The organism is Fusobacterium sp., from assembly GCF_029258315.1.
GTDB lineage: Bacteria > Fusobacteriota > Fusobacteriia > Fusobacteriales > Fusobacteriaceae > Fusobacterium_B.
On the sequence record NZ_JARHZE010000102.1, the window covers coordinates 1 to 12,972 of the forward strand.

General features: G+C 31.7%; 8 protein-coding genes and 1 pseudogene. 2 read left to right on the forward strand and 7 right to left on the reverse strand.

The features are described 5' to 3' along the window. Positions 1-596 precede the first annotated feature (596 nt). Entirely contained in the window at positions 597-1,910 is a 1,314-nt protein-coding gene (locus Q1J48_RS07045; RefSeq protein ID WP_300362242.1) for an esterase-like activity of phytase family protein, read from the forward strand. Between the two features lie 199 nt (positions 1,911-2,109). Here Q1J48_RS07045 and hemA read toward each other — a convergent pair whose 3' ends face one another. From hemA to ftsY, 6 genes are all read right to left on the reverse strand, one after another. Beyond that, positions 2,110-3,129 (reverse strand): glutamyl-tRNA reductase, encoded by a 1,020-nt coding sequence (gene hemA, locus Q1J48_RS07050; RefSeq protein ID WP_300328773.1) that lies wholly within the window; start codon positions 3,127-3,129, stop codon positions 2,110-2,112. Further along, positions 3,126-4,106: a porphobilinogen synthase gene (hemB, locus tag Q1J48_RS07055; RefSeq protein WP_300328758.1), complete on the reverse strand. Its 981-nt coding sequence runs from the start codon at positions 4,104-4,106 to the stop codon at positions 3,126-3,128. Before hemB ends, hemA begins: the two co-directional genes overlap by 4 nt. Positions 4,107-4,201: 95 nt before the next feature. Beyond that, positions 4,202-7,771, reverse strand: coding sequence for a pyruvate:ferredoxin (flavodoxin) oxidoreductase (gene nifJ, locus Q1J48_RS07060; protein ID WP_300362245.1), 3,570 nt, complete (start codon positions 7,769-7,771; stop codon positions 4,202-4,204). 57 nt (positions 7,772-7,828) lie between these two features. Beyond that, complete coding sequence (locus Q1J48_RS07065) at positions 7,829-9,028, reverse strand: acetate/propionate family kinase (protein ID WP_300362248.1); 1,200 nt, start codon at positions 9,026-9,028, stop codon at positions 7,829-7,831. Between the two features lie 42 nt (positions 9,029-9,070). Next, a complete protein-coding gene (pta, locus tag Q1J48_RS07070; protein WP_300328749.1) occupies positions 9,071-10,084 on the reverse strand; it encodes a phosphate acetyltransferase in 1,014 nt (337 codons plus the stop codon). A 194-nt stretch (positions 10,085-10,278) separates the two neighbouring features. Then, entirely contained in the window at positions 10,279-11,283 is a 1,005-nt protein-coding gene (ftsY, locus tag Q1J48_RS07075) for a signal recognition particle-docking protein FtsY (protein ID WP_300328770.1), read from the reverse strand. 542 nt (positions 11,284-11,825) lie between these two features. Between ftsY and recR the strand changes: the two genes are divergently transcribed. Next, positions 11,826-12,419: a recombination mediator RecR gene (gene recR / locus Q1J48_RS07080; RefSeq protein ID WP_300328746.1), complete on the forward strand. Its 594-nt coding sequence runs from the start codon at positions 11,826-11,828 to the stop codon at positions 12,417-12,419. A gap of 391 nt (positions 12,420-12,810) precedes the next feature. On the opposite strand, the pseudogene Q1J48_RS07085 reads toward recR, so the two are convergent. After that, positions 12,811-12,972, reverse strand: a pseudogene (locus Q1J48_RS07085) (aminoacyl-histidine dipeptidase); the annotation flags it as partial.

Consider the following 12,972-nt stretch of genomic DNA (forward strand, 5'->3'; position numbering starts at 1 on the left):
TAGATTATATGATGAGGACATCGAAGTTAACAAAGAGTTACTTGAAAAACTAAAGAAAAAACATACTAAATAGGAAAATGGCACGATTTTTATCGTGCTATTTTTATTTTATTATTTGTGGGGAAGATTTTTCCCTACTTTTTTATACCTTATTTTTAAAGAGGTTATAGTATTTTATTATTTTAGATACTTTATTAAATTTTTATTTCTTCTATTTATGGAGAAAATTTTTTCCTACTATTTTTTTATAATTTTAATAAAGTTTTATATAATAATCTTTTTATTAATTTCTACTTTACTATTTCTTTATAGTTTTAGTTTTTTATGGGGAAGATTTTTCCCTACTTTATCTTTTTATAAATTTATTAATAATTTTATTAGTTTTTATTCTATTTATAAATTTAACATTACCTTTTATTATACTTTTTAAAATAAAGTTTTTTACCTTTTCCTTATGGGGAAGATTCTTCCCCATTAAAATTTCTGCTTGTATTTAAATGAGTTATAATCAGCAATTTATTTTTTACATTTTTTTTACATTATATAAATATAATTTTTACTTTGAAATGCTATTATCATAAAAGAGGTGATAGAATATGAAAAAAATAATTATTCTTAGTATGATAATAAGTTCTTTAGTCTATGCTAACGAGGTTAAAGTAGAAAAATATATAGTAAATCCAGGAGATTATAAAATCGTATATAGTGGAGAGGAGAGAGAATTTTTAACAGGTATAACTCCAGGTTATGGATCTGGACTAGCTTTTAAAGATATTAGTAACAATGGTTCTCTTGAATTTTATGGGATAAGTGATAGAGGTCCAAATACAGATCTCCCAAAATATATAAAAAAGGGTAAAGAGTTAAAGGGAAAATTCTTCCCCACACCTAAATTTAATCCAAGTATAGCCCTTATAAAAATAGATAGAAATGGGGCTATAATAAAAGATAAAATAGATTTAAAAACTCAATATGGTGATAAAATCTCTGGTAGAATAATACCGGAAAACCTAGTTGGAGCTATAAATGAGGTGGGATTTAACCTTGATATGTCTAAGATAAACAATGATATTTATGGATTGGACACAGAGGGGATAGCTATTGATAAAGAGGGGAACTTCTGGATCTGTGATGAGTATGGTCCTTTTATAATGAAGGTTGATAGAAGTGGAAAGATATTGGAAAAATACTCTCCTAAAGAGGGACTTCCAAATATTTTAAAATATAGAGTGCCTAATAGAGGGTTTGAAGGGATAACTGTTGATGAAAATGGAGATGTTTTCGCAATTATCCAAAGTCCTCTTGATGTAGAGAATGAAACTAAAAAAACTGCTAAATATACAAGAATTGTAAAATTTAATCCAAATACAAAAGAGTCAACTATGTATGCTTACCCTGTTGATAATGGTTATAAAGATTTCTCTAAGGCTAAAATTGGAGATATTACCTCAATAGGAGAGGGAAAATTCTTAGTTATTGAGCAGGGAAAACAAAATGATAAAATGGAAAATAGAATATATATGATTGATATAAATGGGGCGAGTAAAATAGAGGATAATGGGGATCTTGAATATGGAAAGGTTAAAGATTTAAAACCTGTTGAGAAAAAACTACTTATAGATCTAAGAGAATACGGCTGGGATTTAGAAAAGGCTGAAGGGATAACTTTATTACCTGATAAAAAAACAGTAGCTATTGTAAATGATAATGATTTTGGAATTGAAACTAGGATAGAAGATAGTGAATATAGTAATTCTAATTTTGAAGATTATACTTATAACGAAGATAAAAGAGAGTTTTATTATAAGGATAAAGTGGCTAAAAAGACAAAAGCAAGAATTACTCAAAATAGTGAAAAAGAAAGAGATAGCCAACTTTGGATATTTAAATTTAAAGATAAGATAGAGTAATATAATTTATTTAAATCTATACTAACTTTTGTCCAATAAATAACTTTCTATTTATAAAATTTTTAAACAATAAAAGAAAATTAAAAATTATTTGAAATAGTTTTAAAATCTGCTTCTAATAAATAATTTTTAAAATTTACTATATTAAAGTAAAAAGCCTAAAATAATCCTTAAAAAAATGGAGATATTAAGTAAAAACTTATATCTCCATTTTATTTTTCCAATAAAACCATTTATTTAAATTTTCTATCTGTTTAAAAATTAGAAACTCATATTTTACTAAAATATCCTCTCTATTTTTAACATTTTTATTATAAACTTCCCAAACATCATCTAAATTAAAAAGGCTAATATTTTCAAACTCTCCTAATTTTTCATCTATATCCCTAGGAACTGCCAAGTCTAAAAATATATATTTTTTCTCCTTTGATAAAATATCCTCCAACTCGCTTTTCTTTAGAACCAAGTGAGGAGCTGAGGTAGCACTTATTATAATATCCGAGTTAGCCACAGTTTGATTTTTGTTGTCAAACCCTATGACATCTACATCTTTATAAATATTTTTTATCTCAAGGGCCTTATGCTCTGTTCTATTTGTTATAGTTATATTTTTTACATTCTCTTTTACCAAAAGATGAAGAATACTTTGAGCTAAATCTCCAATCCCAAGGATTAAAACCCTTTTATTCTCCAGAATATTTATAGTATCCTTTATAAATTTTAAAGATATGGCCTCTAGTGATAGGGCATTGTGAGAGATTTGGCTCTCTGTCCTAAACTTTTTCCCAAGCTCTATCCCCTTATTGAAGATAACATTTAAAAATCCTGTGGTTATCTTTTCATCTAAGGCAGTCTGATAGGCTTTTTTTATTTGAGCTAGTATCTGATCCTCACCCTTTATTATAGAGTAAAATCCACAACCAACCTTATAAAGATACTCCACAGCCTCTTGACCTTTTTTTATAAATATCTTTTCATCAATAAAAAAATCTTTAAAATCTTTTGATTCTACCAAATCCTCTAGATTATTTTCTCCCAAATCCAAATAAAACTCAATACGCAAACAAGTCATAAGATTTACATATCCCTTTATAGCTCCATTTTCTTTTAGGGATTTTATAAATTTTTCTGGTTTTTTAGAGATAAATCTCTCCCTCTTAACTGTATCATATTCCAAGTGAGATATACCTATAACGACAAAATTATTTATATCCATTATAGTTTTATCTCTCCATTTTTTACCCAAGTAGCAATATCTTTAGCGTGATAAGTTATTATTATATCTGCACCTGCTCTTCTTATAGCATACATATTTTCCATAACAACTCTTTTTTCATCTATCCAACCGTTTAGACTTCCAGCCTTAACCATAGAATACTCACCACTTACATTATAAGCAACAGTTGGTAAAGATATAGAGTCAGAAACTGTTTTTATTACATCAAGATATGGAAGAGCTGGTTTTACCATTATAAAGTCTGCTCCTTCTTCAATATCTGCCTCAACCTCTCTTAAATAATCCTTTGAATTTCTAAAATCCATTTGATATGTTTTTCTATCTCCAAAGCTTGGAGCTGAGTCTGCTGCATCTCTAAATGGTCCATAGTAGCTAGAAGCATATTTAACACTGTATGCCATTATTGGAGTGTTTATATATCCATTTTCATCAAGGGCTTTTCTTATAGCATAAATTCTTCCATCCATCATATCAGAAGGAGCCACTATATCTGCACCTGCTTTTACATGAGATACTGCTATCTTTGAAAGATATTCTAAAGTCACATCATTATTTACATCACAGCCATTTAAAATACCACAGTGTCCGTGAGAAGTATATTCACACATGCAAACATCTGTTATAACTAAAAATTCTGGGAAGTTTGCCTTTATATATCTTACTCCCTCTTGAACTATTCCCTTATCATTATAGGCCTCACTACCTACCTCATCTTTTTTCTTAGGTATTCCAAATATTAAAAGTGATTTTATCCCTAAATCTCTTAAAGATTCAAGCTCATCTTTTAACATATCAATAGAATATCTGTATTGATTAGGCATAGAAGGGATTTCTTCTTTTATATTTTCCCCTTCCTCTATAAAAATTGGATATATTAATTGATCTAAACTGATACTTACATTTTTTACCATTTCTCTTAGTGTTGCACTCTGTCTTAATCTTCTTGTTCTTGTAAACATTTTTACTCCTTTCGGGAAATAAATTGGGACCGATATAAAATCGATCCCAAAAATTATTACTATCTTTTTGTAGATGTTTGACTAAAGTCTAACTCTTATTTAGAGAAGTCCATAGTTAACATTCTTTGATATTGTTTCCATCTTCTTTGAGCATCTGCTTTATTTTTTCTGAATAATTCATCTGCTTGAGCTGGATTTGCTTTTTTAAGAGTAGCATATCTTACTTCTCCTAATAAGTACTCTTCATATTTATCCCAGTTAGGTTCTTTACAGTCGATTACTAATGGGTTTTTACCTTCAGCTTCTAAAGCTGGGTTGTATCTGAATATTGGCCAGTATCCACATTCAGTAGCAAGTTTCATCTCTAATTGAGATTTGTTCATTCCTTTTCTGATTCCGTGGTTGATACATGGAGAGTAAGCAATGATTAAAGATGGTCCTTGGTGAGCTTCAGCTTCAGCAATAGCTTTTAAGTATTGTTGTTGGTTAGCTCCCATAGATACTTGTGCAACATAGATATGTCCATAAGACATTGCGATTGCAGCTAGATCTTTTTTCTTGAATGCTTTACCTGCAGCAGCGAATTTTGCAATTGCTCCTGTTGGAGTTGATTTAGATGCTTGTCCTCCAGTGTTAGAGTAAACTTCTGTATCTAGAACGATTACGTTAACGTCTTCGTTAGTTGCTAATACGTGGTCTAATCCTCCATAACCGATATCGTAAGCCCATCCGTCTCCACCGATTATCCATTGAGATTTTTTAACTAGGTATTGTTTTAAGTTTAAGATTTCTTTAGCTACTTGACATCCACAAGCTTCTAATGCTGGAACTAATTGATCTTTAACTTCTCTAGTTACTTTAGAAGAGTTTCTGTTTTCTATCCATTTTTTGAATAGAGCAGCTACTTCTTCACCAACTTGATCCATTCCTTTTTCCATTTCAGTTTGGATTCTGTCTCTTAAAGCTTCAACTGCAACGTGCATTCCCATTCCATACTCAGCGTTGTCTTCGAATAATGAAGATCCCCAAGATGGTCCGTGTCCTTCAGCGTTTTTACAGTATGGAGTTGAAGGAGATGATCCAGAGTAAATTGAAGAACATCCAGTTGCGTTAGCTACCATCATGTTTTCTCCAAATAATTGAGTTATAGCTTTTAAGTAAGGAGTTTCTCCACATCCTGGGCAAGCTCCGTTGAATTCAAATAATGGTTGAGCGAATTGAGAACCTTTAACTGTGTTCTTAGCCATTAATTGATCTTTATAAGTTACTTTGCTATATAAGTACTCAGCGTATACATCTTCTTTGTTTTCTTTAGCAGTATCGATAGGTACCATTACTAGAGCTTTTTCTTTAGCAGGACATACGTCAGCACAAGATCCACATCCAGTACAATCCATTACTGATACTTGCATTCTATATTTTAATCCATCGAATCCTTTTCCGATTGGGTTAGCTAATTCTAATCCTTCTGGAGCGTTTGCAACTTCAGCTTCATCTAATAAGAATGGTCTGATTGCAGCGTGAGGACATACATAAGCACATTGTCCACATTGGATACAGTTAGCCATTTTCCACTCAGGAACTGCTACTGCAACTCCTCTTTTTTCGTAAGCAGCTAATCCGTTTTCCATTGTTCCGTCTTCATATCCATTGAAAGCAGAAACTGGTAAGTCATATCCTCTTACGTGGTTAACTGGATAAGAGATATTTTCAGCATATGCTTTAGTTTTATCTTCGCATCCACATCCACAAGATGAACAACACTCTTCTGAACAAGCTTTAGTTTCTTCTACTGGAAGATCTTTCCAAGCTGGGTCAACTTTGATTTCAACTAATCCATCAGCACCAACGTCGATAGCGTCCCAGTTTAATTTAACTATGTCGTCACCTTTTTTAGCGTAAGATTTTTTAGCGTAATCTTTCATGTATTGTTGAGCTTCTTCGAATGGAATGATGTCAGCTAACTTGAAGAATGCAGATTGCATTATTGTGTTAGTTCTGTTTCCTAATCCGATTTCTTTAGCAAGTTTAGTTGCGTTGATTATATAGAATTTAGCTTCTTTTTCAGCTAATAATTTTTTGAAATCGTTAGGAATGTGGTGTAATAACTCTTCTTCTGTCCATACACAGTTTAATAAGAAAGTTCCACCTTGTTTTAAGTTGTTGATCATGTCATATTGTCCAACGTAAGCTGGTACTGAACATGCAACAAATGAAGGAGCGTTTAATAGATATGTAGATTTGATTGGTTGTTTACCGAATCTTAAGTGAGATCTAGTAACTCCTCCTGATTTTTTAGAGTCATATGCGAAGTATGCTTGTGCATATAAGTCTGTTTTGTCTCCAATGATTTTTATTGAGTTTTTGTTTGCTCCAACTGTACCGTCAGATCCTAATCCGAAGAATAGACATCCTTTTAGTCCTGGTTGAGAAACAACTGTATGGTTTGTAGCTGGTAATGAAGTGAATGTTACGTCATCTTCGATACCGATTGTAAATCCATTTTTAGGTTCAGCTTTTGTTAATTCGTCATATACTGCGAATATTTGAGCTGGAGTAGTATCTTTAGAAGAAAGTCCATATCTTCCACCTACGATTACTGGAGCGTTTTCCATTCCGTAGAATAATGCTCTTACATCAAGGTATAATGGTTCTCCTATTGATCCTGATTCTTTAGTTCTGTCTAAAACAGCAACTTTTTTAGCTGATTTAGGGAATACATCAAAGAAGTATTTAGAAGAGAATGGTCTGTATAAGTGAACTTTTACTAAACCTACTTTTTCTCCTTGTGCTACTAAGTAATCTACAACTTCTTCTGCTGATTCACAAACAGATCCCATTGCAACGATTACTCTTTCAGCTTCTGGGTGTCCTACATAGTTAAATGGTTTGTAGTCTCTTCCAGTTACTTTAGAGATTTCTCCCATGTAGTGGTTAACTACATCTGGAACTGCATCGTAGAATTTGTTTTGAGCTTCTCTTCCTTGGAAGTAGATGTCGTCGTTTTGAGCAGAACCTTTAGTTACTGGGAACTCAGGGTTTAAAGCTCTTTTTCTGAATTTTTCTACTGCGTCCATATCTATTAAGTTTTTGAATACTTCATAATCCATAACTTCAACTTTTTGAATTTCGTGAGAAGTTCTGAATCCATCAAAGAAATGCATAAATGGTATGCTAGATTTGATTGCTGATAAGTGAGCAACCCCTGCTAAGTCCATAACTTCTTGAACAGAGTTAGTACATAACATTGCAAATCCAGTTTGTCTTGCTGCATATATATCTTGGTGGTCTCCGAAGATTGATAATGCATGAGTAGATAATGCTCTTGCAGATACGTGTATAACACCAGGTAATAATTCTCCTGCTATTTTATACATATTAGGTATTTTTAATAATAACCCTTGAGAAGCTGTATAAGTTGTTGTTAAAGCCCCTGCTATTAAAGATCCGTGAACTGTTCCAGCAGCTCCTGCTTCTGATTGCATTTCAACTAATTTAACTGGTACATCAAAAATGTTTTTCATTCCTTTTGCTGCCCATTCGTCAGTATATTCTGCCATTGGTGATGATGGAGTGATAGGGTAAATTCCAGCTACTTCTGTAAACGCGTATGATGCATATGCTGCAGCTTGGTTACCGTCCATAGTTTGCATTTTTTTTGCCATTTTGTTTCCTCCCTTGACTTTTTGTTAAGTTTATCTATTTTGTTTTTTTGGCGTTAATTATTTAGATACTATTTCGAAAGTATCTCTAGCTATTGCTAGTTCTTCATTAGTTTGGATTTTAAAGATTTTAACTTTAGAGTCAGCTGCTGATAAGTCAACAGTTCCTTTCTTTCTAACTCCGTTAACTTCATGGTTCATTTTAATTCCCATAAATTCTAATCCTTCAACAACTCCTGCTCTTATATTAGCGGCATTCTCTCCGATTCCTCCTGTGAAGCAGATAGCGTCTAATCCACCTAATTGTGCTGCGTAGTTTCCTACATAAGCTTTTATTTTATATATGAACATTTCTTCAGCAAGTATTGCTCTCTTATCTCCTTCAGCAACTCCATTTTCCATGTCTCTGCAGTCAGAAGATTTTCCGAATACTCCTAAAATTCCTGATTGTTTGTTTAATCTTGCATCCATTTCTTTATCAGAAAGGTTTCTTTTTCCTTTGATGAATAATACAGCTGCTGGATCGATATCTCCACATCTAGTTCCCATCATTACACCTTGTAATGGAGTAAGTCCCATTGATGTATCAATACATTTTCCATCTTTAACAGCAGATATTGAAGCTCCGTTTCCTAAGTGGCAAACAATTATTTTTGAATGCTCAGGATTTCCTAAAGCTTTTAGACATTCTTCAGAAACAAATTTGTGAGATGTTCCGTGGAATCCATATTTTCTAACTTTTAATTCTGTGTAATCCTCATATGGTAAAGCATACATAAATGCTTTTGCTGGCATTGTTTGGTGGAATGCTGTGTCAAATACTCCAACGTTTGGTTTACCAGGCATTAATTCCATACAAGTTTCAATTCCCATTAAGTTTGCTGGGTTGTGAAGAGGTGCTAACTCATTGTTTGCTTCGATTCCTTTTAATACTTCTGGAGTTAAAAGAACTGATTTAGCAAATTCTTCTCCTCCGTGTACTACTCTGTGTCCGATAGCGTCTACTTCGTCAACAGAAGCAACTACACCGATCTCTTTGTCAGTTAAAGTATTTATAAGTAATGTTAATGCTTCTTTATGAGTAGGCATTGGGCTTAAGAATTCTTTTTCGAAATCTTTAGCTGGAACTTCATATTCCATTCTTGATCCTTCAATTCCTATTCTTTCGCATAATCCTTTTGCAAAAACTTCTCCACTTTCAGGATTTAATAATTGATATTTTAAAGATGAACTCCCACAATTTATAACTAATACTTTCATTAATACACTCCTCAATAATATTTTTAAATCTTTAATTTATTATTATTCTACTCCACACATAGCACAAGCTTGAGCTGAAGTTACAGCTGTAAGAACTACGATATCCTCTGCTGAACATCCTCTTGATAAGTCGTTGATAGGTGAAGCTAGTCCTTGAATGATTGGTCCGTAAGCGTTAGCCCCAGCTAATCTTTGAACTAATTTGTATCCGATATTTCCAGCTGATAATGTTGGGAATATTAATACGTTTGCATTTCCTGAAACGTCAGATAATGGAGCTTTTACTTCTCCAACTGATTTTACGATAGCTGCGTCAGCTTGTAATTCGTCGTCAAATCTGAATCCAACTTTTCTTTCTCTTAAGATAGCTCCAGCTGTTTTAACTAAGTCAACACATTCGTGGTTAGCTGATCCTTTAGTTGAGAATGTTAATAATGCTACTCTTGGGTTGATACCTGCTATTGTTTCAGCTGTTTCAGCTGCTGAAGTAGCGATATCTGCGATTTGCTCAGAAGTTGGTTTAGGAATTACTGAACAATCTCCGAATAATAATATATTTCCAAATAAATCTTGTTTTTGAGTTAATTCCATTACGAATACAGAAGAAACTGTTTTTACTCCTGGTTTAGTTCCAATAACTTGAATTCCAGCTCTTAATACGTTAGCTGTTGGTGATAAAGATCCTGATACCATTCCATCAGCATCTCCCATTTTAACAAGCATAGCTCCTAAGAAGTTTACGTCTGTTGTTAAGATTTCTTTTGCTTTTTCAAAAGTCATTCCTTTTTTTGCTCTCATTTCAGCAAATTTGTGAGCATATTCATCCATTCTTTCAAATTTTTCTGGATCAACTATTTTTGCTCCTTCTAAAGAGATCTCATATGCTTTAGCGTCTAAAGCTATTCTCTCTGCATTACCTATTAATACAGGACGAGCTAATCTCTCTTTTAATATTTCTGCTGTTGCTCTTAAAACTCTTTCATCAGTAGCTTCAGGTAAAACTATTCTACTATAAGCTTGTAAAGCTTTTTTTCTTACTTTTCCTAAAAAACTCACTTTTATTCCTCCTTAAGACTTCATTGATAACTTTAAATGTCTATTTTCCACTGTTAAACAGTATTAAACACATTGTAAATTCTTTCACATATATATTAACAAATTTTCCAATTATTTACAAGATTTTTTTTGCTTTTTTGACAACTTATCTTGCAGTGTATGAAAAAGATATTCTTGTGTATTATAAAAATATTTTAATCAAAGATTGCATCGATATAATCTTTTGCATTGAACTCTCTTAAATCCTCTATCTTTTCCCCAACACCAATATATTTAATAGGCTTTTTGATCTCTTCCGATATGCTAAATACTATTCCTCCCTTAGCTGTACCGTCAAGTTTTGTAACTATAAACCCTGTTAACTTTGTGGCCTCATTAAATATTTTAGCTTGAGTAAGTCCATTTTGTCCAGTAGTTCCGTCAATAACTAGGATAGATTCATATCTGCTATGTCCTAATTTTTTTAAGATTATATTATTTATCTTTTCTAACTCTTTCATAAGGTTGCTTTTGTTGTGTAATCTTCCAGCTGTATCAATTATTAATATATCTGCTTTTTTGTCCTGTGCCACTTGAATTGCGTCAAAGACTACTGCTCCCGGATCACTTCCTTGCTCCTTTTTAACAATTTCTACATCAGCTCTTTGTCCCCACTCTTCAAGTTGCTCAATAGCTGCTGCTCTAAATGTATCAGCTGCACCAACTATAACTTTTTTACCTTCAGCCTTGTACTTTTTAGCTAATTTTCCTATTGTTGTAGTTTTTCCTACTCCGTTTACCCCTACTACTAAGACAACATTTAATTCACCATCAACTATATCAAGTTTATTACCCTCAGTTATTAAGAATTTACTCATTACCTCTTTTAATACTTCGTAAATATCCTCTGGATTTGTAATCCCTCTTTTTCCAACCTCTTTTTCTAATTCAGTTGTTATCTTCATTGTCATATCGAACCCGATATCTGATTGTATTAAAATTTCTTCAAGCTCTTCATATAACTCTTCATCAATAGTTGTTCTTCCTGTGAATATATTTTTTATCTTTTGGAATAAACCTTCTCTTGTTCTAAATAATTTTTCTTTTAAACTTGCAAAGAAACCTTTTTTCTCCTCTTTCTTTTCCTCTTTTTCTTCTCTATCTTCTACTTCTTCAATCTCTGGAGATTTTTCCTCTGTAACAGTCTCTTCAATTATAATTTTCGACTCTACTTCTTCATTTCCTTTTTTTTCTAAAGAATTTTTTTCTTCTTTTTCTTCTATAACATTTTCAGATATTTGAACCACTTCTTTTATATCTTTTTCTTGTGGTTTAGGCTCTAGTTCCTTTGATTCTTCTAACTCTTTTGCCCCTTCTAAAATCTCTTCTTCTAATTTTTCTTCTTTCTCTTCTTTTATCTCTTCAACTAGATTTTCAGCCTCTTCAAACTCTTTTTCAAGTTTAATTTCTTCTATCTCTTGAGGCTCTTCCTCTTTTATCTCTTCTTTTTCTTCAAGGACTTCCTTTTCCTCTTCTATCTCCTCTTGTTTTTTCTTTCTCCCAAAAAGTCTATCAAAAAATCCCATTTTTACCTCCTAAAATATTTCTTGGTATTTTCCTTATTTTCCTTTTTATCTTATCATAAAATTCAGTTTTTTTCAATAATTTACTATAATCATAGGGTTAGTTAAAGTTTTGTTGCAAAAAATATCTTTCTATTATAAAATAAAATATATTATAAAAAATAAAGGAAAGGATAGGAATGAGTGCAAAACATTTAGAAATATTAATAGATGAATTTAACAAACTTCCTGGGATAGGGAGAAAATCTGCCACAAGACTTGCTTTTCACATTATAAACTCCGATGAAAAAGAGGTTAATAATTTTATAAAAGCTCTACAAGACTCTAAATCTCTTGTAAAAAAATGTAAGGTTTGTGGGAACTTTTGTGAAACTGATACCTGTGATATCTGTGATAATATGATGAGAGATCACCAGACTATATGTGTGGTTGAGGACTCTAAGGATATTATGAACTTGGAAAAAACTGGTAAATACAATGGAGTTTATCATATTTTAAATGGTAAGATAGCCCCTCTTGACGGTGTTACACCTGATAAACTTAATATTAAATCTCTTCTTGAGAGGGTTACTAATGAGGATATAAAGGAGATAATATTCGCCTTAAGCTCTGACTTAGAGGGGGAAACTACTGTTTTATACCTTACAAAACTTTTAAAACCTTTTGGGGTAACTGTTTCAAAACTTGCTAGTGGTATCCCTATGGGTGGTAATATTGAGTATGCTGATAATGCTACTATTGCAAAGGCTCTTGAGGGTAGAGAAGTTTTATAATTTGTCTTGGATTTGTGGGGAAGATTTTTCCCCACTTTTTTTCTTTTGATATTTATTTGAGTTATATCTATTTTAATTTTATGTTATATATATATGTATATAATAGTAAAGATTTTTTTAATTGTTTTTAGATATTAAATATTAATTATTAAAATTAATTTTTACATTCTATAAAGATTAATTTTTTAATTTAAAATTCTCTACTAATATTATTTTATAATTATACTTTTTATTTCTTTTTTATTGTAGCTATTTTTATTTAAGACTATCTATATTTTATTTTTAAAATCTATTTTAGAATATTATAAAAAATTTAATTTATTAGTAGGGAAGATTTTTCCCCATAAAAAAAAGATGTTACAAACTATAAAGTCTGTAACACCTTAATAAATTAATATAGTGATTTTATTAGCTCAACAACATAATCATAAACTCTCTCAGTAGAGTCTATCTCTAAAATCTCACTAGGTGTATGGACATCTTTTAAATTAGGTCCAACACTTATAAAATCTATATTTGGATAGTTTTGAGATAATGCCCCACACTCAAGCCC